We start from the raw sequence: 20105 nt of genomic DNA on the forward strand, positions 1-20105 counted from the left end.
CGCCAGTTCGGTCCGCCCAACCCATGGCGCTAACTATTGCACATACGTTGCAAACGAAAGTCGCATACATGGTGTCTGAGTGAAAGGCTGCATCCCAAGGAGATTAGATGAGTGCCGATAACGCCTACGCGGTCGAGCTGAAGGGCCTTACCTTCAAGCGCGGGACGCGCAGCATCTTCAATAACGTCGATATTCGCATTCCCCGCGGCAAGGTCACGGGCATCATGGGGCCTTCCGGTTGCGGCAAGACCACACTGTTGCGTCTGATGGGCATGCAATTGCGTCCCAGCGCCGGCGAAGTGTGGGTCAACGGTCAGAACCTGCCGACATTGTCGCGCAGCGATCTGTTCGATGCGCGCAAGCACATGGGAGTGCTGTTCCAGAGTGGCGCACTGTTCACCGACCTCGACGTGTTCGAAAACGTGGCGTTTCCGCTGCGGGTGCACACCCAGCTGTCAGATGAAATGATTCGTGACATTGTCTTGTTGAAACTGCAGGCCGTGGGCCTTCGTGGTGCCGTCGACCTGATGCCTGACGAGTTGTCGGGCGGCATGAAGCGTCGTGTCGCCCTGGCGCGAGCCATCGCCCTCGATCCGCAGATCCTCATGTATGACGAGCCGTTCGTGGGCCAGGACCCGATCGCCATGGGCGTGCTGGTGCGCCTGATTCGCCTGCTCAACGATGCGTTGGGGATCACCAGTATCGTGGTGTCGCACGACCTGGCCGAAACCGCGAGCATTGCCGACTACCTTTATGTAGTCGGCGATGGTCAGGTGCTGGGGCAGGGCACGCCTGAAGAGCTGATGAACGCTGACAACCCGCGCATTCGCCAATTCATGACCGGCGATCCCGATGGCCCGGTGCCTTTTCATTTTCCGGCAGCGGACTACCGCTCAGATCTTCTGGGGAAGCGCTGATGCGCAAGACATCTTTAATCGAGAAGGTTCGCCTTTTCGGTCGCTCCGGTATCGACTTGGTCGAAGTGCTGGGGCGTTCGACGATTTTCCTGTTTCATGCATTGCTTGGTCGCGGCGGGATTGGCGGTGGCTTCGGCCTGCTGCTCAAGCAGCTGCACTCGGTGGGCGTGATGTCCCTGGTCATCATCGTGGTTTCCGGGATTTTCATCGGCATGGTGCTGGCTTTGCAGGGGTTCAACATCCTCTCCAGCTACGGTTCGGAGCAGGCTGTGGGGCAGATGGTCGCCCTGACGCTGTTGCGCGAACTCGGCCCGGTGGTCACCGCCTTGCTGTTTGCCGGGCGCGCGGGTTCCGCGTTGACTGCCGAAATCGGCAACATGAAGTCCACCGAGCAGTTGTCCAGCCTGGAAATGATCGGCGTGGACCCGCTCAAGTATATTGTTGCGCCGCGCCTGTGGGCCGGCTTCATTTCCCTGCCACTGCTGGCGATGATTTTCAGCGTGGTGGGCATCTGGGGCGGTTCGTGGGTGGCGGTTGACTGGTTGGGCGTCTATGACGGCTCTTACTGGGGCAACATGCAAAACAGCGTGACCTTCAGTGGCGACGTGCTCAACGGCATCATAAAGAGCATCGTCTTCGCCTTTGTAGTGACCTGGATCGCCGTATTCCAAGGCTATGACTGTGAGCCCACTTCAGAAGGGATCAGTCGCGCCACCACCAAGACCGTTGTGTACGCCTCGCTGGCAGTACTGGGCCTTGACTTCATTTTGACCGCCTTGATGTTTGGAGATTTCTGATGCAAAACCGCACTGTGGAAATCGGTGTCGGCCTTTTCTTGCTGGCTGGCATCCTGGCTTTACTGTTACTGGCCCTGCGAGTCAGCGGCCTTTCGGCCAGCCCCACCGCCGACACTTATAAACTTTACGCGTACTTCGATAATATTGCCGGTTTGACTGTCAGAGCTAAAGTGACCATGGCCGGTGTAACCATCGGCAAGGTCACGGCAATCGATCTGGATCGCGACAGCTTCACCGGCCGAGTGACCATGCAAGTCGACAAGAAGGTAGATAACCTGCCGACTGACTCGACTGCATCTATTCTCACTGCGGGTCTGCTGGGCGAGAAGTACATCGGTGTCAGCGTGGGCGGGGAAACAGCCCTGCTCAAGGATGGTTCGACAATCCACGACACACAGTCGTCGTTGGTGCTTGAAGACCTGATCGGTAAATTCCTGCTCAATACGGTCAATAAAGACGCCAAATGAGGAACCTGTTCATGATCTCTACCTTGCGACGTGGCCTGCTGGTGCTGCTTGCAGCGCTGCCGCTGATGGCCAACGCGGCGGGTTCTGCGCACGATCTGGTGCAGGACACGACCAACAAGATGTTGGCTGACCTGACTGCCAACAAAGAGCAGTACAAACAAGACCCGACCAGGTTTTACGAAGCACTGAATACCATTGTGGGCCCGGTGGTCGATGCCGAAGGCATTTCCCGCAGCATCATGACGGTCAAGTATTCGCGCAAGGCTACCCCTGCGCAAATGCAGACATTCCAGGAAAACTTCAAGAAGGGCCTGTTCCAGTTCTACGGCAACGCCCTGCTGGAGTACAACAATCAAGGCATTACCGTCGCCCCAGCCGGGGATGAGTCGGGTGATCGCACCAGCGTTAACATGAGCGTCAAAGGCAACAACGGCGCCATCTACCCTGTGCAGTACACGCTGGAGAAGGTCAACGGCGAGTGGAAGCTGCGTAACGTGATCATCAACGGTATCAACATCGGCAAGCTGTTCCGCGATCAGTTCGCCGACGCCATGCAGCGCAATGGCAACAACCTGGACAAGACCATTAATGGTTGGGCCGGTGAAGTCGCCAAAGCCAAAGAAGAAACCGACAAACAAGCTGCCGGGAAGCCTGCGCAATGACCGAGTCGGCTGTTCGTCTTGGCGACGCCGGCGAGTTGTTCCTCAGTGGCGTGCTGGATTACCGCTCCGGGCCTGACCTGCGCAAGCAGGGTCAGGCGCTGATCAAGTCCAGCGCGGCACCTGCGCTGGTGCTTGATTGCTCGGCGGTGACCAAGTCCAGCAGCGTCGGCCTGTCGTTGCTGCTGTGCTTCATTCGTGATGCCGAAGCGGCCAGTAAGCCGGTCAGTATTCGTGCCTTGCCCGACGACATGCGTGAAATTGCGCAGGTTTCCGGTCTGACCGAGCTGTTGGCGCATCCTTAATACACATTATTAAAGAAGCCCCCCGTCAGAGTCCTGCTATGCGGGGTTCGCAGGCGCGGGGCTTTTTTGTATGATGTGCGACCCGTGCGCACTGGGCGCCGATAGAGGTTGAGCATGCAGGCCCTAGAAGTTAAAAGCTTCCTTGAAGGAAAGCTGCCGGAAACGAACGTAGAAGTTGAAGGCGAAGGCTGCAATTTCCAGCTGAACGTGATTAGCGATGAACTGGCGGCATTGAGCCCGGTCAAGCGTCAACAGCAGATCTATGCCCATTTAAACCCGTGGATCACCGATGGCAGCATCCACGCGGTCACTATGAAATTTTTCAGCCGCGCGGCCTGGGCCGAGCGCACCTGAGCCCCCAAGGCGTCGAGATTCTTATGGATAAATTGATTATTACCGGCGGTGCCCGCCTTGATGGCGAGATCCGCATTTCCGGTGCGAAAAACTCCGCCTTGCCGATTTTGGCAGCGACCCTGCTGTGCGACGGCCCGGTGACTGTGGCCAACCTGCCGCACCTGCACGACATCACCACCATGATCGAGCTGTTCGGTCGCATGGGCATCGAGCCGGTGATTGACGAGAAACTCAGTGTCGAAATCGACCCGCGCACCATCAAGACCCTGATCGCTCCGTACGAGTTGGTGAAAACCATGCGTGCGTCGATCCTGGTACTGGGCCCGATGGTTGCCCGTTTCGGTGAAGCTGAAGTGGCACTGCCTGGCGGTTGCGCCATCGGCTCGCGTCCGGTCGACCTGCACATTCGTGGCCTTGAAGCCATGGGTGCAACCATCGACGTTGAAGGCGGCTACATCAAGGCCAAGGCGCCGGAAGGCGGCCTGCGTGGTGCCAACTTCTTCTTTGATACCGTCAGCGTGACCGGTACCGAGAACATCATGATGGCTGCCGCCCTGGCGAACGGCCGCAGCGTGCTGCAAAACGCCGCGCGCGAGCCGGAAGTGGTCGACCTGGCCAACTTCCTGATCGCCATGGGTGCCAACATCACTGGCGCCGGCACCGACACCATCACCATCGACGGTGTTAAACGCCTGCATCCGGCCACCTACAAAGTGATGCCTGATCGCATCGAGACCGGCACTTACCTGGTGGCCGCTGCCGTTACCGGTGGTCGCGTCAAGGTCAAGGACACTGATCCGACCATCCTGGAAGCGGTCCTGGAAAAGCTGCGTGAGGCCGGTGCAGAAATCACCACCGGCGAAGACTGGATCGAGCTGAACATGCACGGCAAGCGGCCCAAAGCGGTCAACGTGCGTACCGCTCCGTACCCGGCGTTCCCGACCGACATGCAGGCGCAGTTCATTTCCTTGAACGCAATTGCCGAAGGCACCGGTGCTGTGATCGAGACCATCTTCGAAAACCGCTTCATGCACGTGTATGAACTGCATCGCATGGGCGCCAAGATCCAGGTCGAAGGCAACACCGCCATCGTCACGGGCATCGAGAAGCTCAAGGGCGCGCCAGTCATGGCAACTGACCTGCGTGCTTCCGCCAGCCTGGTGATCTCGGCGTTGTGCGCTGACGGCGACACCCTCATCGACCGCATCTACCACATAGACCGTGGTTACGAGTGCATCGAAGAAAAACTGCAGATGCTCGGCGCCAAGATCCGCCGCGTACCGGGCTAGTTCCCGCTGCACGGGCGCAGGGATGCGCCCGCACGGGGTGTGCACGCGTATTAACGCTTGCGCACCCCGGCCGAATTTGTTTCAAATCGAGGCTGTAATGGCCTCGATCTGTGTCTGGCGCCGTTTGCGACCGGACAGCAATAGCCTGATGAAGGACTGACGTTTCCCATGTTGACCATCGCATTGTCCAAGGGCCGCATCCTTGACGACACTTTGCCGCTTCTGGCTGAAGCGGGCATCGTGCCGACCGAGAATCCGGACAAGAGCCGCAAGCTGATCATCCCCACGACCCAGGACGACGTTCGCCTGCTGATCGTGCGGGCTACCGACGTGCCGACCTACGTTGAACATGGCGCAGCCGACCTCGGTGTCGCCGGCAAAGACGTGCTGATGGAGTACGGTGGCCAGGGCCTTTACGAGCCGCTGGACCTGCGTATTGCCCTGTGCAAGCTGATGACCGCCGGCCGTGTCGGTGACGTCGAGCCCAAAGGCCGCCTGCGCGTGGCGACCAAGTTCGTCAACGTCGCCAAGCGCTACTACGCGGAACAAGGCCGTCAGGTCGACATCATCAAGCTTTACGGCTCGATGGAGCTGGCGCCGCTGATCGGCCTGGCCGACAAGATTATCGACGTGGTCGACACCGGCAACACGCTGCGTGCCAACGGTCTAGAGCCTCAGGATTTCATTGCCGACATCAGCTCTCGCCTGATCGTCAACAAAGCTTCAATGAAAATGCAACACGCCCGTATCCAGGCGTTGATCGACACCCTGCGCAAGGCAGTGGAGTCTCGACACCGCGGTTGACCCGCCTGCGCGGCCTCAGGTCGCGCCCGTCTATCCGCCTCATAGCCAGAGTTCTCAGGTGCCCAAGCGGAAACGACTGCTGGGAAGGTGCGCTGACGTTCAATAACGAATCGCGCCTTACCCCAAAAGGCAACTTATGTTAGTAGAAGATTCTTTTTCAATAATTAGCGACGCGTAGCAGTCTGCCGTTTGAGGTAAGGCCCTGCGAGTTGGCACTGTGGTTGCGCCATGCTGCGTTGCGAGACTTGGTAAGGAAATAACTCTTCCCAGCGTCCCGCACCTTGCCTGGCTTAACCACAGTGTCAACGCGCTTCGTTATTGAACGTCAGCGCACCTTCGGGCGCCTGAGTTTTTGCCAATTCTATTGAGGCCCTCGCTATGACCACGTCCACTGCAATTGCCCGACTCAACGCTGCCGACCCGGATTTCGCCCATCATCTGGATCATCTGCTGAGCTGGGAAAGCGTGTCCGACGACTCGGTCAACCAGCGGGTGCTCGACATCATCAAGGCCGTGCGCGAGCGCGGTGATGCGGCGCTGGTGGATTTCACTCGCCAGTTCGACGGCCTCGACGTCGCGTCGATGTCGGACCTGATCCTGCCCCGCGAGCGGCTTGAACTGGCCCTGACGCGTATCACGCTGCCCCAGCGCGAAGCATTGGAAGTCGCGGCGGCGCGGGTGCGCAGCTACCACGAAAAACAGAAGCAGGATTCCTGGAGCTACACCGAGGCCGATGGCACCGTGCTGGGCCAAAAGGTCATGCCTCTGGATCGCGCCGGCCTGTACGTACCGGGCGGTAAAGCCTCGTACCCGTCGTCGGTACTGATGAATGCAATCCCGGCCAAAGTGGCGGGCGTGACCGAAGTGGTCATGGTCGTGCCGACCCCGCGCGGTGAGATCAACGAGCTGGTACTGGCAGCAGCCTGCATCGCCGGGGTTGACCGCGTGTTCACCATCGGTGGTGCTCAAGCCGTTGCGGCGCTGGCCTACGGCACCGAAAGCGTGCCGAAGGTCGACAAAGTGGTCGGTCCCGGCAACATCTATGTGGCCACCGCCAAGCGCCACGTATTTGGCCAGGTCGGTATCGACATGATCGCAGGCCCTTCGGAAATCCTGGTGGTGTGTGACGGCCAGACCGACCCGGACTGGATCGCCATGGACCTGTTCTCCCAGGCCGAGCACGATGAAGATGCGCAGGCGATCCTGGTCAGCCCCGACGCCGAGTTCCTCGACAAGGTCGCCGCCAGCATTAACAAGCTGCTGCCGACCATGGAACGCGCCGAGATCATCGAGAAGTCGATCAATGGGCGTGGCGCGCTGATCCTGGTGCGTGACATGGAGCAGGCCATCGAAGTGGCCAACCGCATTGCGCCGGAGCACCTGGAGTTGTCGGTGGCCGACCCACAGGCCTGGCTGCCGTCGATTCGCCACGCCGGTGCGATCTTCATGGGGCGTCACACCAGCGAAGCCCTGGGCGACTACTGTGCAGGCCCGAACCACGTGTTGCCGACTTCCGGCACTGCGCGCTTCTCGTCGCCGCTGGGGGTGTATGACTTCCAGAAGCGTTCGTCGATCATCTTCTGCTCGCCACACGGCGCATCCGAGCTGGGCAAGACCGCCTCAGTGCTGGCCCGTGGTGAATCCCTCAGCGCTCACGCCCGCAGCGCCGAATACCGCATCCTTGAAGAAGGGAACTAAGACATGAGCAAATTCTGGAGCCCTTTCGTCAAGGACCTCGTGCCTTACGTTCCTGGTGAGCAACCGAAGCTGACCAAGCTGGTCAAGCTCAATACCAATGAAAACCCGTACGGCCCGTCCCCCAAGGCGTTGGCGGCCATGCAGGCGGAGTTGAACGACAACTTGCGCCTGTACCCGGACCCCAACAGCGACCTGCTCAAGCAGGCAGTGGCCAAGTATTACGGGATCGACGCCGGCAAGGTGTTCCTCGGTAACGGTTCCGACGAAGTCCTGGCGCACATTTTTCACGGTTTGTTCCAGCACGACTTGCCGCTGCTGTTTCCGGATATCAGCTACAGCTTTTATCCGGTTTACTGCGGCCTCTACGGCATCCAGTCTGACCCGGTCGCGTTGGATGAGCAGTTCCAGATTCGCGTGACCGACTACGCCAAACCCAATGGCGGGATCATCTTCCCCAACCCGAATGCGCCGACGGGCTGCGTGCTGGCACTCGACGCGGTGGAGCAGATCCTCAAGGCCAGCCCGGATTCGGTGGTGGTGGTCGATGAAGCCTATATCGACTTCGGCGGCGAGACGGCCATCAGCCTGGTGGATCGCTATCCGAACCTGCTCGTGACCCAGACCCTGTCCAAATCGCGCTCACTGGCCGGTTTGCGCGTGGGCCTGGCGGTGGGCCATCCGGACCTGATCGAGGCGCTGGAGCGGGTCAAGAACAGCTTCAACTCCTACCCGTTGGATCGGCTGGCGATTGTCGGGGCGGCGGCGGCATTCGAGGACCGTGATTACTTCGAGAAGACCTGTCGGCAGGTGATCGACAGCCGCCACCAGTTGGTCGCGCAACTGGAAGCGAAAGGCTTTGAAGTATTGCCGTCGGCGGCCAATTTCATCTTTGCCCGTCACCCACGGCACGACGCCGCCGGCCTGGCAGCCAAGTTGCGTGAGCAAGGGGTGATTGTGCGGCACTTCAAGCAGGAGCGGATTGCCCAGTTCCTGCGGATCAGTATTGGTACGCCAGAGCAGAACCAGGCGCTGATTGATGGGCTTGGCGAGCTTTAACGTCCGCTGAAAAGCAAATGTGGGAGGGGGCTTGTTCCCGATGGCGGAGTGTCAGTCGACAGCTAATTGACTGATTTACCGTCATCGGGAGCAAGCCCCCTCCCACATTGTTTTTGCAGTATTAGTTACAGCAACGGCTCATCCGGCTTCTTGTTCTTCCAGCCATCATTGCCTGGCAGCAGCAGGTTGAGTGCAATGGCCACCACCGCACACAGGGCAATGCCCTTGAGGCCGAAGTCATCCGGGCCGGTGCCGGTGCCGACCAGCACCCCGCCAATCCCGAACACCAGGGTCACCGACACAATCACCAGATTGCGCGCTTCCCCAAGGTCGATCTTGTGGCGGATCAGCGTGTTCATGCCTACCGCGGCAATCGAGCCGAACAGCAGGCACAGAATGCCGCCCATCACTGGCACGGGGATGCTCTGCAGCAATGCGCCGAACTTGCCGATAAAGGCCAGGCTGATGGCAAACACCGCTGCCCAGGTCATGATCTTCGGGTTGTAGTTCTTGGTCAGCATCACTGCGCCGGTCACTTCGGCGTACGTGGTGTTCGGCGGGCCGCCAAACAGCCCGGCAGCCGTGGTGGCAATGCCATCACCGAGCAGGGTGCGATGCAGGCCAGGCTTCTTCAGGTAGTCGCGACCGGTCACGCTGCCCACGGCAATCACACCACCGATATGTTCGATCGCCGGGGCCAGGGCCACCGGGACGATAAACAGGATCGCCTGCCAGTTGAACTCCGGCGCGGTGAAGTGGGGCAGGGCAAACCACGGCGCTGCAGCGATTTTCGCCGTGTCGACCACGCCAAAGTAGAACGACATGGCAAAGCCGACCAGCACGCCGGAAATAATCGGCACCAGGCGGAAAATGCCTTTGCCGAATACCGCCACGATCAGGGTGGTGAGCAGCGCCGGCATCGAAATCAGCATCGCCGTCTGGTAGTGAATCAGCTCACTGCCGTCACCGGCTTTACCCATCGCCATGTTGGCGGCAATCGGCGCCATGGCCAGGCCGATGGAAATAATCACCGGGCCGATCACCACGGGCGGTAGCAGGCGGTCGATAAAACCGGTGCCTTTGACCTTCACGGCCAGCCCTAGGAACGTATAGACGAAACCGGCCGCCATCACGCCGCCCATGGTCGCCGCGAGGCCGAACTGGCCTTTGGCGAGAATGATCGGGGTGATGAACGCAAAGCTCGACGCCAGGAAGACGGGCACCTGCCGCCCTGTGACTACCTGAAACAGCAAGGTGCCAAGGCCGGCGGTAAACAGTGCGACGTTTGGATCAAGACCTGTGATCAGCGGCATCAACACCAGCGCGCCAAATGCTACGAAGAGCATTTGTGCGCCAGACAGGATCTGGCGCCAAAGCGGGTCGTTGAATTCATCCTGCATGCTCAAGCGTCCTTCTGCTTGGTGCCGAAGATCTTGTCACCGGCATCGCCCAGGCCTGGGATGATGTAGCCGTGTTCGTTCAGGCGCTCGTCAATGGACGCGGTATAAATCTGCACGTCCGGGTGGGCCTTCTCGACAGCGGCAATGCCTTCGGGAGCGGCGACCAGCACCATGGCGCGGATGTCCTTGCAACCGGCTTTTTTCAGCAAGTCGATGGTGGCAACCATGGAACTGCCGGTGGCGAGCATCGGGTCGATGATCATCGCCAGGCGCTCGTTGATTTCCGGTACGAGTTTTTCCAGGTAGGTGTGGGCCTGCAACGTTTCTTCGTTGCGAGCCACGCCAACGGCGCTGACTTTGGCGCCCGGGATCAGGCTGAGTACGCCTTCGAGCATGCCGATACCGGCGCGCAGGATCGGCACTACGGTGATTTTCTTACCGGCGATTTTCTCGACCTGGACGGGACCGGCCCAACCGGGGATCTCGTAGGTTTCCAGAGGCAAATCTTTGGTCGCTTCGTAAGTGAGCAGCGCTCCGACTTCCTGAGCAAGCTCACGGAAGTTCTTCGTGCTAATGTCGGCGCGGCGCATAAGGCCGAGTTTGTGTCGGATCAGCGGGTGGCGGATCTCGCGAGTGGGCATGGGAAAGGCTCCGGCGGCGGGCAAAAAAACCGGCCTAGATTAATCTATCCGAGGGTGTTGTCCTATAGACATCTAGTACGTTAGTCCATTAAGGCTTGAACGTTGCGCCTCACATGCGTACCTTTGCCCGCTTTTCTTGCCACAGCACCCCCTTGGAGAGCGCCATGTCCGCTGATCTCGAGCATATCCGTCAAATCATGCGCGAGGCTGACTGCCTGTACACCGAAGCGCAAGTCGAAGAAGCGATCGCCAAGGTTGGCGCACACATCACCCGCGAAATGGCCGAGACCAACCCGGTGGTGTTCTGTGTGATGAACGGCGGCCTGATCTTCGCCGGTAAATTGCTCACCCACCTGCAATTTCCGCTGGAAGCTTCCTACCTGCACGCTACCCGTTATCGCAACGAAACCACCGGCGGCGACCTGTTCTGGAAAGCTAAGCCGGAAGTCTCGTTCATTGATCGCGACGTGCTGATCATCGACGACATCCTCGATGAAGGTCATACCCTGGGTGCAATCATCGACTTCTGCAAACACGCCGGCGCACGCAAAGTGCACACTGCCGTGCTGATCGACAAAGACCACGACCGTAAGGCCCGCCCGGACCTGAAAGCCGATTACGTCGGCCTGCCGTGCATCGACCGCTACATTTTCGGTTACGGCATGGACTACAAAGGCTACTGGCGTAACGCCAATGGGATCTTCGCCGTTAAAGGGATGTAATCCGTGGTCCGCTTTCTTGATCAAACGCTATTCACCGAATTGGCCGAGAAAGCGGCCGCCAGCCCCCGTGCTCGGCACCACCACAACTTCCATCAGATGGAAGAGCCGTGCCATCGCCTGGCCGTCGGCTTGCAACCTGACACTTATGTGCCGCCTCATCGGCACCTGAGCGCAGACAAGGCGGAAACCCTGCTGGTGCTCAAGGGCTGCCTGGGCCTGTTGGTGTTCAGTGATACCGGCGAGGTGATCGCCAAGCGCCTGCTACAGGCGGGCGGCGAATGTGCGGGTGTTGACCTGCCACCGGGCGTCTTCCATGGCTTGGTGGTGCTGGCACCCGATACGGTGATGTTCGAATGCAAGGCCGGGCCGTATCGAGCGCTGGGTGAGGGCGAGGCGGCTGACTGGGCGCCCCGCGAAGGCGATGCCGGTGTCGCCGCGTATCAACGCTGGATGCTTGCCCAGTTCGATTGAGCTACAGTGCTCGGCCATCTCCCACGGAGCGGCCCATGAGCCTGTTGATACGCACCTGCGCCGCCCTGGCGTTGACCCTCAGCCTGCCACTGGCGGCGGCGCCCGCGCCGCTGCACAGCCAGTTCCTGCCGCCGGATGACCTCACCCTGCGCGCCGACACCCCCGACCAGCAGCAACTGCTGCAAGTCACCGAGTACGCAGTGGTGGTGGGTAACCAGCGGCAATCCACCCAGCAACCCATCCCGGTGACCTCGCCGTTGATGATCCGCCTCAAGGGTAAGTCCTTGAACAAAGGCGCGACCATCAGCCAGGTGGTGCTCAATTTTGACGCCGAAAGCAAAAGCCTGAAAAAGCCAGTGTTCGATAACACCAGCAAAACCCTGACGTTGTCATACCCGATGGCGCAGTACCGGGTGATTGTCGACTTGCTGCGCAATGACACGGTGTACGTGCAGTTCCTCAGTTATGCCAACGGGCATATCTGGGCGGACCTGCACACCGGCGCTGTTCGCGCTAAATGATTCAGCCGACACGCGTTCAGTCATGTGAATGCAATCAATGTGGGAGCTGGCTTGCCTGCGATAGCGGTGAGCCAGTTGGCCCAACTGTCACTGATGCAACACTATCGCAGGCAAGCCAGCTCCCACAGGTGTGCTTGGTTGTTTTCGAAGGGGGTGTCTGGAAGGTAGACTTCCTCTCCCGTGTAATGTCTGCAGGCTGGAGTCGGTAATGCGTAAAGATAAAAAACAGGTGATTGGTGACGAGATCGGGGACGATCAGATCAAGTTGTTCTTGGACTTCGAGCCGGTCGATGCGACTTCACCGTCCCTGCATAAACTGATCAAGGCCTACCGTGGCCTGCGTATCGACGACTTCGAGCGGTTCCTGGGCTTTTTCAAGGAAGCAGGCCTGGACCTCGACGGCAAGGATGAGCACGGCCAGACCTTCGTTGACCTGATCAAGGATCAGCGTCACGGCGCCGAGTACATCGAGCTGATCGACAACGCTCGCGGCTGATTATCCGAGACATAAAAAAACGCCCCGTTCTCATGCAGAGAGCGGGGCGTTTTTTATGGCGTTAAAGCCTCAAGCGTAGCTTTCAGCCTCATTGCTTTGCTCAACCAGTTCCAGGCTGATGTTGTTTTGCGTGTTGATCTTGCGATACAGCTCGGCGTCCGTCTCCAGCACTTTTTCCCGCGCTGGGAAAATCTCGTGCAGCTTGGCCGCCCACTCACCGGCAGCCTTGGCCGGGAAGCAGCGCTCGATCAGGTCGAGCATGATCGAGACCGTCACCGAAGCACCTGGGGACGCGCCCAGCAGGGCTGCCAGCGAACCGTCTTTCGCGGCGACCAGCTCGGTGCCGAATTGCAGCACGCCGCCTTTTTTCGGGTCTTTCTTGATGATCTGCACCCGTTGGCCGGCCACTTCCAGGCGCCAGTCTTCGGCTTTCGCCTCAGGGTAGAAACGGCGCAAGGATTCCAGGCGTTGCTCCATGGACTGCATGACTTCGCTGACCAGGTACTTGGTCAGGTCCATGTTATCCCGGGCCACGGCCAGCATTGGGCCGATGTTGCCGGCGCGAACCGACATTGGCAGGTCAAGGAACGAGCCGTGCTTGAGGAACTTGGTGGTGAAGCCGGCGTAGGGTCCGAACAGCAGGGATTTCTTGCCATCGACCACGCGGGTGTCCAGGTGCGGCACGGACATCGGTGGCGAACCCACGGCGGCCTGGCTGTAGACCTTGGCCTGGTGGTGCTTGACCACGTCCGGGTTGTCGCAACGCAGCCACTGACCGCTGACCGGGAAACCCCCGAAGCCTTTGCTTTCTTCGATGCCCGAGGCTTGCAGCAGCGGCAGGGCTGCGCCGCCGGCGCCGAGGAACACAAACTTGGCGTCCACTTCACGGCTGTTGCCGCTGTTGACGTCCTTGATGCTGACGGTCCAGCCCGCGCCATTGCGCTTGAGGCCGGTAACGCGCTTGCAGTACTTGACCTGGGCGTCGGCCGAGCTGGTCAGGTGGCTGAGCAACTGGTTGGTCAGGGCGCCGAAGTTGACGTCGGTGCCATTCATGACGCGGGTGGCAGCGATTTTTTCGTCGAGCGGGCGGCCCGGCATCATCAAAGGCATCCACTCGGCCATCTCATTGCGGTCTTCGGTGTAGTGCATGTCCGAGAACGCATGGTGCTGGCTGAGGGTTTCAAAGCGCTTCTTGAGGAAGGACACGCCTTTTTCACCCTGCACGAAGCTCAGGTGCGGCACTGGGCTGATAAAGGATTTGGACGAGCCAAAGGTGCCCTTTTTGGTCAGGTACGCCCAGAACTGCTTCGACACCTCGAACTGGGTGTTGATGTGCACGGCTTTCTTGATATCGATAGAGCCGTCGGTTGCCTGCGGCGTGTAGTTCAGCTCACACAGCCCGGCGTGGCCGGTACCGGCGTTGTTCCACGGGTTGGAACTCTCCGCGGCACCCGAATCCATCAGCTCAACGACTTCCAGCTTGAGGCCGGGGTCGAGCTCTTTGAGCAATACGGCCAGGGTGGCACTCATGATGCCGGCCCCTACCAGTACTACGTCGACTGCTTCGTTATGCGCCATTTAACGCGTCTCCAAAATCTGCAGCACCAAATTGACGGCATGGCTGCCAGGAGTGACGGGGCGGTTCACGTGTTGCCCCAGGTTACCCATGGCCAGGATCGCCATGTCCGATTCGCAATTCTTTGCATCTTCAGCGCACGCTTCCTGCCGGGCTAATCTGCCTATGAACGCATTCATGGGCGCCTGTGGCAATTCGACTTATGGTCAACGCGTGCGATTTGTGCAACCAATCCGTAGCGGACAGGCTCAAGCTCCGGTGTTTGAGGAGTACTCGGTCCTGTGTGGTTGGGCTGTTCCAGACGCTGATGGTGCTTGTACAAACGCCAAACTATTCATTTGCTCGCCACACTCTTGTGAAGTTGTGAAAACCCGTTTTTTTCACGCTCTTTTGAAGACGTGAACCTCAAAAAAGGGCTGCCTCAGCCTGGCACCTGGCCCGCAAACCTCTGCCGATACGCGGCAAAACGGGCAAACAACTCAAGTGGCCGAGCGCAATGGCAGCTCTGGCAGATTCGGCAAAGAGGGGTGGTTTGCAAAGAAAACAGCAAGCGCGCCAGCTTCACTCGATCTGTGTGGGCGGCTCTCTGTGGGCAATTTGGGGGTTAATACCGAGGCATTAACGATGCTGCGAGGCCCGATCAGGAGACGTCCTTATAATCGGGGGGAGATTGTAGCGAAGAACGCCAAGGAAATGGGCGTGTTTTATGACTTTTATTAGTGTCTCGGTCAGGAGGCCAACGCGTGATGGGATTGTGCGTGCATAACTGGCGGGCTGACCCGCGCGTTCGTCGGCAGTGGGCGGTGCATCCAGCCCAGATGCGTCTCCGAAACTTCCACCCAGCCTTCGCCGACAGGCGGCAGGCTGCACTGCTTGAACGCCAGGCAATGCCCGTGGGCATCGAGCAAGGCATAGTGGCGATGACGGCGGTGTGTCATGAACAATGATTTGAGAAGGCGCATGGCTTTGTACCTGTTACGTTACATGCTTGAAGGTTGCCAGTGTGCCATGACAGTGGAGTGACGAAATTATGTGAAATTGTAATTTCGGCAAGCCTTCAGCTGCCGTTCAGGATGGCTGGTGAGTGACCTACGTGCACCGTTATACTGGCCGCCTGTTTGCACCTAGTCCTGGAGAAATGAGTATGTTGCAACGCCTGTTGTTCGGTTTGATCACTGTGACCAGTTTGACCCTGGTTGGCTGCGCCAACAGCCCGCAACAACTCAGCCCGCAACCTAAAGTCACTGCGCAGCTGGCTCCTGTAGGCCATGGCCAGCCGGTATCGGTGCGTGTCGTGGATGGTCGTCCGTCGCCTACCCTGGGCTCCCGTGGCGGCCTGTACCCGGAGACTGCGCTTATTTCGGTCACCGGCCAGGACGTGCTGCCCAAGCTGCAAGCCCAGGCGGAAGCCGCCGTGCGCCTGCTGGGCTTTACCCCGGCCAACTCGCCGGGCGCGCCTCAGTTGACCATCACCTTGGCGGAGTTGAAATACCAGTCGCCTAAAGAAGGCCTGTATGTCACTGAGGCCTCCATCGGCGCGACGTTCAAATCTGACGTCAGTGCCGGTACACGTCGCTACAGTGGCCGCTACGGTGCTTCCCTGAATCAGCGCTTCGGGATGTCGCCGAACCAGGAAACCAACACCAAGCTGGTCAGTGACGTGCTGAGCGACGCGTTGACGCGTTTGTTTAAAGACCCAAGCATCGGCCAATTGCTCAGCTCGCAGTAACCGCCGACAAGCGCCTCACAAAAAACCGGGCTCAGCGATGAGCCCGGTTTTTTTACGCCTGTCGCTTTCATGCAGCCGTTTCGACATAAAAGTCCAACACACTGACGCCAGTCAGCAGATCCAGTTCCGGCAGGTCGGCGTGCTGGTGCCCGCCGAGGGCGCAATACACTAGCCAGTGGCGATCCTGGACATTGAATGCCAACCCGCCGACCAGGGCTTCTTGCTCTTCGTTTGGGGCGATCAGGTACAGCCGATCCTGGTTTTGCGCGTGCAGCATGACAAGCTCCTAAGCGTCGAAGGGCAACAGAGTGGCTTGTTAAGGTGACGTTCAGGTGACGCTGTAAATTACTGGATACATTAAGGCTACATGGGGGACGGAGCGTTTCTTGGGCAGGAGGCCACTATCGTTCAGGTTTGTATCTGAATAGATACCAAGACACTGGTCGACCGAGGTTTGTGATGGCGCTGCCCGCACTACTGATCAATGCTGTGGCTTTATTGGTGGCCTGCCCGGGTGCAGCGCTGCTGTTCATTACCCGCTTGCGTGAGCAGCGCGCACTGGCCGACCTGACCGCAAAAAGCGAAGGTCGCGCGATCGACCAGCCAATGTTGTTTCTGGATGTGCGCACCGAACGGGCGCATCGTCTGGCTTACCGTGTCGGGTTCGCCTGCCTGGGCCTGGCGCTGGCCGTATCCTGGCTCAGCACCCACCTCTAAGAACACCGTACAAGCAAAGGTGTTTACAGTGGAATCCCGGCCTTTACCCGGTACTGATTGCGCACCGGCGTTGCATATTGCTCCACCAGAAACGGCCGGTGTTCAGCCGGGCATTCATTCAAGCGTCGCTCCCATTCCGCTTTCGCCTTCGCCAATTCATCGGCCGGGAATACCTCGGCCGCGGTTGGCACCTGCAATTGCGGGTCAGCCTCGCTCCACTGTGCGTACGCCAGGTAATGCACCGGGAACAAGCGATAACCGCCGAGAATCTGCCGGTCCATTTCCACGGCCAGCAGCTTGGTGTCTTCAAAGCGTTCGGTGATTGGCGGTGCAAAGTTTACGTGCACGCGGCCCTTGTAGCCGGTGATGCCGAGGGCAATGCTCACGTCATCTTCGCCCGGCGCCTTGCAGTAGGTGCCGGTGGTGGCGCGGATATACAGCTCGCGCGCCTTGGCGCTGTCACACGGGTCGTATTCATAGCTGATGGATACCGGCGTCAGGTTCAACGACTGGATCACCTCGGCAAACGGCTCGTCTTTGCGGCTCACGTGGAACATCTTGAGGATCGCCGACTCGGTACGATCATCCCCATCCTTGGCACGGCCTTCGGCCTGGGCGATCCAGATCGACTGGCAGTCGTTGCGGATCGAATGGTTGATGTAAGCCGACAGCAGTTGGTAGGCCGCCATCTTTTCCTTTCGCCCGGTGATCGAGCGGTGCACGATAAAACTCTTGTTCAGGCGCATCAGGTCGCTGACAAACGGCTTTTGCAGCAGGTTGTCGCCGATGGCGATGCGTGGCGTCGGCAGGCCGGCGTGGTATACGGCATAGTTGACGAAGGCCGGGTCCATCACGATATCGCGGTGGTTGGCCAAAAATAGGTAAGCAGTGCCGGACTTGAGTTGCTCCACACCGGTGTAGGTTACGCCGTCGGTCGCGCGATCAATGGTGTGATCGACGTAATATTCGACTTTGTCCTGCAGGGTGGCCACGGTGGTGACGCCGGCGAACTCACGGCGCAGTTTGCGGGCGATCATCGGCTTTAGCAGCCAGCCCAGGGCGCCGGCAAAGCGCGGGAAGCGGAAGTGGGTCAGGATGTCCAGAAAGGCCTTGTCACTGAACAGGCGTGCCAGCACTGCCGGGACTTCGCTGTCGTTGTAAGGTCGGATGGTATCGAATTCGCCCATCATGCTCTCTTGTTAGAAACGGCTAGTGTTAGTAAAGGAAATATCAGGGTGCGGCCGCAATATTGGCTCTGCCGTGAATAGCCCTGTAAATAGACCGGCGATTATACGCACAAGTCACCTGGGAGACCGCGATGGAAGAGGAGTCGTACGAATGTCCTTATTGTGGAGAGGTGGTCACAGCGTTGCTGGACCTGTCGGCGGGCGATCAGGAATATATAGAAGACTGCCCTGTGTGCTGCCGGCCGATTACGTTCGAGCTCCAGGTGCACGGTGACGAGTGGATGCTGAACGTGCGCAGCGAAAACGAATAACAGGTACGCCCATGCAGCGAATTTATGAGCCGGAAAACCTGATGGAAGGCGAGCTGCTGCAACAAATGCTCGCCAGCGAGGGCATCGAGGCGCACCTGGTGGGCCGCCATTTGCTCGGCGGTACCGGCGAACTGCCGATTTTTGGCCTGCTGGGTCTGGAAGTGGATAACGACCAGGCCGCCTGCGCCCGCGAGCTGATTACCGCTTACATCGGTGCGCAACCCTTGCCCGGCGATGAACCCGACAGCTTCCCCGACGTATTGGTCTGTTAGGCTGTCGGTCGGTTTACCCAAGAGTCGTGTTACCCCATGTGTGGACGTTATGCCCTGTTTCGCTGGAACCCTGCCTTCGCTGCCTTACCGGGATTCCCCGCCGATCAAAAGGCCCAGTGGAATATCTCCCCGAATGATTCGGTGCTGATCCAGCGCCTGAGCGAAGGCCAGCGCACCCTGGCGCGTGCCCGCTGGGGGCTGACGCCGCCGTGGCTGACCGACCTTTCGCGCACCCCGGCCCATGCCCGCGCCGAAACCCTGGCGGAGCAACCGATGTTTCGCGAAGCCTTTCGCCAGCGCCGTTGCCTGCTGCCGGCGAATGGTTTTTACGAATGGCGTGGTACCCAGCGCAAACGTCCTTACTGGCTGACGCCGGGTGAAGGCTCGACGCTGTTTTTTGCGGCGATCTGGGAGGCGTATCCGGTGCAGGAACAGGTGTGGTTGAGCACGGCAGTGGTGACCCAGGCCGCACAGAGTCAGCGGCGGCCGTTGATTCTCGACGCGGCGGGGCAGGACGCCTGGTTGAATCCAGAGACCCCGTTGCATGTGTTGCAAGGCCTGCTGGCCAGTGAGCCGGTCGCATTGCGCGAGCGGGTCCTGGCCAACATGGTGAATGATCCGAAGTTGAATGGGCCCGAGTGCCTGACGCCGGCTTAAGCCTTGGTCGCAAAGGCGGGTGCAACACTACCGTGAACCTCATAACCTTGAACGACTTGGCTTGCTGCCGTGGTGGGCGTGTGGGATGTATCTGAAAGTTGGTGGTTACACGTCGTGTGTATCTGGCGCAGATACATACGACCGCCTACGATACGCGCCAGGTTTCCAGGGAGAGTGTTCATGAAGAAGTCATTGGCGGTAAGCGTACTCAGTGCAGCGATGCTGCTGGCTGGTTGCCAGTCGGTTAACACCACTAACGGCGGTGCCGTCGGGGTAGAGCGCAAGCAGTACATGTTCAGCATGCTGTCGAGCCAGGAAGTCGACCAGATGTATGCCCAGTCCTATCAGCAGACGCTGGGAGAGGCGAGTGGCAAAGGCATGCTGGACAAGACCAGTGCCAACGCCAAGCGCGTGCAGGCGATTGCCAATCGTCTGATCGCCCAGGCACCGACCTTCCGCCCGGATGCGGCGCAGTGGAAGTGGGAAGTGAACCTGATCAAAAGCGATGAGATGAACGCCAACTGCGGGCCTGGCGGCAAGATATTTGTGTACAGCGCGTTGATCGACAACCTCAAGCTTACTGATGACGAGTTGGCTGCGGTGATGGGCCATGAAATCGCCCACGCGTTGCGCGAACACGGGCGTGAAGCCATGTCCAAGGCCTATGGCATCCAGATGGCCAAGCAGGGCGCCGGTGCCTTGTTCGGGTTGGGTCAGGACAGCCTGGCTTTAGCCGACACGGTTGCCAACTACGGCATGACTTTGCCGAACAGCCGCGCCAACGAAAACGAAGCCGACCTGATCGGGCTGGAGCTATCGGCCCGGGCGGGCTACAACCCGAACGCAGCCATCACGTTGTGGAACAAGATGGCCAAGGCTTCGGAAGGCGCGCCGCCGGAGTTCATGAGCACGCACCCGGCTTCCGACAGTCGGATCGCCTCGTTGCAGGCGGCGATTCCGAAGGTGATGCCGCTCTATCAACAGGCTAAAAAGTCCTGATATTTCAAGGCTTGTGAAGATCTAAATGTGGGAGCGGGCTTGCTCGCGAATGCGCAGTAT

Annotated in this window: 26 protein-coding genes; 20 read left to right on the forward strand and 6 right to left on the reverse strand. The window is 59.4% G+C overall.

Annotated elements, in window-relative coordinates:
• Positions 1-107: 107 nt before the first annotated feature.
• The 10 genes from CPH89_RS15545 to hisC all read left to right on the forward strand — a co-directional run bounded on the left by CPH89_RS15545 (position 108) and on the right by hisC (position 8346).
• Positions 108-917, forward strand: a complete 810-nt coding sequence (locus CPH89_RS15545; protein WP_053254426.1) for an ATP-binding cassette domain-containing protein — start codon at positions 108-110, stop codon at positions 915-917.
• Complete coding sequence (mlaE, locus tag CPH89_RS15550; protein WP_053254427.1) at positions 917-1714, forward strand: lipid asymmetry maintenance ABC transporter permease subunit MlaE; 798 nt, start codon at positions 917-919, stop codon at positions 1712-1714. Before CPH89_RS15545 ends, mlaE begins: the two co-directional genes overlap by 1 nt.
• The gene (gene mlaD / locus CPH89_RS15555; protein ID WP_005784855.1) at positions 1714-2181 is read left to right on the forward strand and encodes an outer membrane lipid asymmetry maintenance protein MlaD; all 468 of its coding nucleotides are present in this window, start codon (positions 1714-1716) and stop codon (positions 2179-2181) included. The genes mlaE and mlaD overlap by 1 nt, the downstream gene beginning before the upstream one ends.
• An 11-nt stretch (positions 2182-2192) precedes the next feature.
• The gene (locus CPH89_RS15560) at positions 2193-2843 is read left to right on the forward strand and encodes an MlaC/ttg2D family ABC transporter substrate-binding protein (RefSeq protein WP_053254428.1); all 651 of its coding nucleotides are present in this window, start codon (positions 2193-2195) and stop codon (positions 2841-2843) included.
• On the forward strand, positions 2840-3145 hold the full coding sequence (locus tag CPH89_RS15565) for an STAS domain-containing protein (RefSeq protein WP_053254429.1): 306 nt from the start codon (positions 2840-2842) through the stop codon (positions 3143-3145). The genes CPH89_RS15560 and CPH89_RS15565 overlap by 4 nt, the downstream gene beginning before the upstream one ends.
• A gap of 114 nt (positions 3146-3259) precedes the next feature.
• Positions 3260-3499: a BolA family protein gene (locus CPH89_RS15570; RefSeq protein WP_008434291.1), complete on the forward strand. Its 240-nt coding sequence runs from the start codon at positions 3260-3262 to the stop codon at positions 3497-3499.
• Between the two features lie 23 nt (positions 3500-3522).
• On the forward strand, positions 3523-4788 hold the full coding sequence (murA, locus tag CPH89_RS15575; RefSeq protein WP_053254430.1) for a UDP-N-acetylglucosamine 1-carboxyvinyltransferase: 1266 nt from the start codon (positions 3523-3525) through the stop codon (positions 4786-4788).
• A gap of 168 nt (positions 4789-4956) precedes the next feature.
• Positions 4957-5592 (forward strand): ATP phosphoribosyltransferase, encoded by a 636-nt coding sequence (hisG, locus tag CPH89_RS15580; protein ID WP_003188599.1) that lies wholly within the window; start codon positions 4957-4959, stop codon positions 5590-5592.
• Positions 5593-5970: 378 nt separating this feature from the next.
• Complete coding sequence (gene hisD / locus CPH89_RS15585) at positions 5971-7290, forward strand: histidinol dehydrogenase (protein WP_053254431.1); 1320 nt, start codon at positions 5971-5973, stop codon at positions 7288-7290.
• A 3-nt stretch (positions 7291-7293) separates the two neighbouring features.
• The gene (gene hisC / locus CPH89_RS15590) at positions 7294-8346 is read left to right on the forward strand and encodes a histidinol-phosphate transaminase (RefSeq protein WP_053254432.1); all 1053 of its coding nucleotides are present in this window, start codon (positions 7294-7296) and stop codon (positions 8344-8346) included.
• Between the two features lie 125 nt (positions 8347-8471).
• Here hisC and CPH89_RS15595 read toward each other — a convergent pair whose 3' ends face one another.
• Positions 8472-9746, reverse strand: a complete 1275-nt coding sequence (locus CPH89_RS15595; protein WP_053254433.1) for a uracil-xanthine permease family protein — start codon at positions 9744-9746, stop codon at positions 8472-8474.
• Between the two features lie 2 nt (positions 9747-9748).
• Positions 9749-10387, reverse strand: a complete 639-nt coding sequence (gene upp / locus CPH89_RS15600; RefSeq protein ID WP_017138223.1) for a uracil phosphoribosyltransferase — start codon at positions 10385-10387, stop codon at positions 9749-9751.
• 164 nt (positions 10388-10551) lie between these two features.
• On the opposite strand from upp, the gene CPH89_RS15605 reads away from it, so the two are divergent.
• From CPH89_RS15605 to CPH89_RS15620, 4 genes are all read left to right on the forward strand, one after another.
• The gene (locus CPH89_RS15605; RefSeq protein ID WP_053254434.1) at positions 10552-11109 is read left to right on the forward strand and encodes a hypoxanthine-guanine phosphoribosyltransferase; all 558 of its coding nucleotides are present in this window, start codon (positions 10552-10554) and stop codon (positions 11107-11109) included.
• A gap of 3 nt (positions 11110-11112) precedes the next feature.
• A complete protein-coding gene (locus CPH89_RS15610) occupies positions 11113-11580 on the forward strand; it encodes a WbuC family cupin fold metalloprotein (protein WP_053254435.1) in 468 nt (155 codons plus the stop codon).
• Between the two features lie 35 nt (positions 11581-11615).
• Positions 11616-12101 (forward strand): hypothetical protein, encoded by a 486-nt coding sequence (locus tag CPH89_RS15615; RefSeq protein WP_053254436.1) that lies wholly within the window; start codon positions 11616-11618, stop codon positions 12099-12101.
• A gap of 208 nt (positions 12102-12309) precedes the next feature.
• Positions 12310-12597, forward strand: coding sequence for a PA4642 family protein (locus CPH89_RS15620; protein WP_053254437.1), 288 nt, complete (start codon positions 12310-12312; stop codon positions 12595-12597).
• A gap of 69 nt (positions 12598-12666) precedes the next feature.
• On the opposite strand, the gene mqo is transcribed toward CPH89_RS15620, so the two are convergent.
• Both mqo and CPH89_RS15630 read right to left on the reverse strand, forming a co-directional pair.
• Complete coding sequence (gene mqo, locus CPH89_RS15625) at positions 12667-14175, reverse strand: malate dehydrogenase (quinone) (RefSeq protein ID WP_053254438.1); 1509 nt, start codon at positions 14173-14175, stop codon at positions 12667-12669.
• 726 nt (positions 14176-14901) lie between these two features.
• Positions 14902-15135 carry a hypothetical protein gene (locus CPH89_RS15630; RefSeq protein ID WP_053254439.1) on the reverse strand — a complete coding sequence of 78 codons (234 nt, stop codon included), beginning with the start codon at positions 15133-15135 and terminating at the stop codon, positions 14902-14904.
• 182 nt (positions 15136-15317) lie between these two features.
• Between CPH89_RS15630 and CPH89_RS15635 the strand changes: the two genes are divergently transcribed.
• Positions 15318-15902, forward strand: coding sequence for a YajG family lipoprotein (locus CPH89_RS15635; RefSeq protein ID WP_053254440.1), 585 nt, complete (start codon positions 15318-15320; stop codon positions 15900-15902).
• A gap of 67 nt (positions 15903-15969) precedes the next feature.
• Here the strand turns inward: CPH89_RS15635 and CPH89_RS15640 are convergent, their stop codons facing one another.
• Positions 15970-16179 (reverse strand): hypothetical protein, encoded by a 210-nt coding sequence (locus tag CPH89_RS15640; protein WP_053254441.1) that lies wholly within the window; start codon positions 16177-16179, stop codon positions 15970-15972.
• 182 nt (positions 16180-16361) lie between these two features.
• Here CPH89_RS15640 and CPH89_RS15645 point away from each other — a divergent pair, with 182 nt between their 5' ends.
• Positions 16362-16619 carry a hypothetical protein gene (locus CPH89_RS15645; protein ID WP_053254442.1) on the forward strand — a complete coding sequence of 86 codons (258 nt, stop codon included), beginning with the start codon at positions 16362-16364 and terminating at the stop codon, positions 16617-16619.
• 23 nt (positions 16620-16642) lie between these two features.
• Here CPH89_RS15645 and CPH89_RS15650 read toward each other — a convergent pair whose 3' ends face one another.
• On the reverse strand, positions 16643-17806 hold the full coding sequence (locus tag CPH89_RS15650) for a 1-acyl-sn-glycerol-3-phosphate acyltransferase (protein WP_171902634.1): 1164 nt from the start codon (positions 17804-17806) through the stop codon (positions 16643-16645).
• 131 nt (positions 17807-17937) lie between these two features.
• Here CPH89_RS15650 and CPH89_RS15655 point away from each other — a divergent pair, with 131 nt between their 5' ends.
• The 4 genes from CPH89_RS15655 to CPH89_RS15670 all read left to right on the forward strand — a co-directional run bounded on the left by CPH89_RS15655 (position 17938) and on the right by CPH89_RS15670 (position 20045).
• A complete protein-coding gene (locus tag CPH89_RS15655; RefSeq protein ID WP_053254444.1) occupies positions 17938-18117 on the forward strand; it encodes a CPXCG motif-containing cysteine-rich protein in 180 nt (59 codons plus the stop codon).
• An 11-nt stretch (positions 18118-18128) separates the two neighbouring features.
• Entirely contained in the window at positions 18129-18389 is a 261-nt protein-coding gene (locus tag CPH89_RS15660) for a putative signal transducing protein (protein ID WP_032893538.1), read from the forward strand.
• A gap of 36 nt (positions 18390-18425) precedes the next feature.
• Positions 18426-19046 (forward strand): SOS response-associated peptidase, encoded by a 621-nt coding sequence (locus tag CPH89_RS15665; RefSeq protein ID WP_053254445.1) that lies wholly within the window; start codon positions 18426-18428, stop codon positions 19044-19046.
• A gap of 180 nt (positions 19047-19226) precedes the next feature.
• Positions 19227-20045 (forward strand): M48 family metallopeptidase, encoded by an 819-nt coding sequence (locus CPH89_RS15670; protein WP_053254446.1) that lies wholly within the window; start codon positions 19227-19229, stop codon positions 20043-20045.
• Positions 20046-20105 lie beyond the last annotated feature (60 nt).

The sequence above is a fragment of the Pseudomonas fluorescens genome (assembly GCF_900215245.1).
Classification (GTDB): Bacteria; Pseudomonadota; Gammaproteobacteria; order Pseudomonadales; family Pseudomonadaceae; genus Aquipseudomonas; species Aquipseudomonas fluorescens.

What these genes read in the sequence shown, in the direction of transcription:
- murA (WP_053254430.1), top strand. Translation starts at nt 3,523, where the DNA reads ATGGATAAATTGATTATTACCGGCGGTGCCCGCCTTGATGGCGAGATC.
- CPH89_RS15645 (WP_053254442.1), top strand. Translation starts at nt 16,362, where the DNA reads ATGGCGCTGCCCGCACTACTGATCAATGCTGTGGCTTTATTGGTGGCC.
- CPH89_RS15670 (WP_053254446.1), top strand. Translation starts at nt 19,227, where the DNA reads ATGAAGAAGTCATTGGCGGTAAGCGTACTCAGTGCAGCGATGCTGCTG.
- CPH89_RS15655 (WP_053254444.1), top strand. Translation starts at nt 17,938, where the DNA reads ATGGAAGAGGAGTCGTACGAATGTCCTTATTGTGGAGAGGTGGTCACA.
- CPH89_RS15615 (WP_053254436.1), top strand. Translation starts at nt 11,616, where the DNA reads ATGAGCCTGTTGATACGCACCTGCGCCGCCCTGGCGTTGACCCTCAGC.
- CPH89_RS15570 (WP_008434291.1), top strand. Translation starts at nt 3,260, where the DNA reads ATGCAGGCCCTAGAAGTTAAAAGCTTCCTTGAAGGAAAGCTGCCGGAA.
- hisG (WP_003188599.1), top strand. Translation starts at nt 4,957, where the DNA reads ATGTTGACCATCGCATTGTCCAAGGGCCGCATCCTTGACGACACTTTG.
- CPH89_RS15665 (WP_053254445.1), top strand. Translation starts at nt 18,426, where the DNA reads ATGTGTGGACGTTATGCCCTGTTTCGCTGGAACCCTGCCTTCGCTGCC.
- CPH89_RS15635 (WP_053254440.1), top strand. Translation starts at nt 15,318, where the DNA reads ATGTTGCAACGCCTGTTGTTCGGTTTGATCACTGTGACCAGTTTGACC.
- mlaE (WP_053254427.1), top strand. Translation starts at nt 917, where the DNA reads ATGCGCAAGACATCTTTAATCGAGAAGGTTCGCCTTTTCGGTCGCTCC.
- CPH89_RS15605 (WP_053254434.1), top strand. Translation starts at nt 10,552, where the DNA reads ATGTCCGCTGATCTCGAGCATATCCGTCAAATCATGCGCGAGGCTGAC.
- upp (WP_017138223.1), bottom strand. Translation starts at nt 10,387, where the DNA reads ATGCCCACTCGCGAGATCCGCCACCCGCTGATCCGACACAAACTCGGC.
- CPH89_RS15565 (WP_053254429.1), top strand. Translation starts at nt 2,840, where the DNA reads ATGACCGAGTCGGCTGTTCGTCTTGGCGACGCCGGCGAGTTGTTCCTC.
- hisD (WP_053254431.1), top strand. Translation starts at nt 5,971, where the DNA reads ATGACCACGTCCACTGCAATTGCCCGACTCAACGCTGCCGACCCGGAT.
- CPH89_RS15620 (WP_053254437.1), top strand. Translation starts at nt 12,310, where the DNA reads ATGCGTAAAGATAAAAAACAGGTGATTGGTGACGAGATCGGGGACGAT.
- CPH89_RS15560 (WP_053254428.1), top strand. Translation starts at nt 2,193, where the DNA reads ATGATCTCTACCTTGCGACGTGGCCTGCTGGTGCTGCTTGCAGCGCTG.
- CPH89_RS15640 (WP_053254441.1), bottom strand. Translation starts at nt 16,179, where the DNA reads ATGCTGCACGCGCAAAACCAGGATCGGCTGTACCTGATCGCCCCAAAC.
- mqo (WP_053254438.1), bottom strand. Translation starts at nt 14,175, where the DNA reads ATGGCGCATAACGAAGCAGTCGACGTAGTACTGGTAGGGGCCGGCATC.
- CPH89_RS15660 (WP_032893538.1), top strand. Translation starts at nt 18,129, where the DNA reads ATGCAGCGAATTTATGAGCCGGAAAACCTGATGGAAGGCGAGCTGCTG.
- mlaD (WP_005784855.1), top strand. Translation starts at nt 1,714, where the DNA reads ATGCAAAACCGCACTGTGGAAATCGGTGTCGGCCTTTTCTTGCTGGCT.
- hisC (WP_053254432.1), top strand. Translation starts at nt 7,294, where the DNA reads ATGAGCAAATTCTGGAGCCCTTTCGTCAAGGACCTCGTGCCTTACGTT.
- CPH89_RS15650 (WP_171902634.1), bottom strand. Translation starts at nt 17,806, where the DNA reads ATGGGCGAATTCGATACCATCCGACCTTACAACGACAGCGAAGTCCCG.
- CPH89_RS15545 (WP_053254426.1), top strand. Translation starts at nt 108, where the DNA reads ATGAGTGCCGATAACGCCTACGCGGTCGAGCTGAAGGGCCTTACCTTC.
- CPH89_RS15595 (WP_053254433.1), bottom strand. Translation starts at nt 9,746, where the DNA reads ATGCAGGATGAATTCAACGACCCGCTTTGGCGCCAGATCCTGTCTGGC.
- CPH89_RS15630 (WP_053254439.1), bottom strand. Translation starts at nt 15,135, where the DNA reads ATGCGCCTTCTCAAATCATTGTTCATGACACACCGCCGTCATCGCCAC.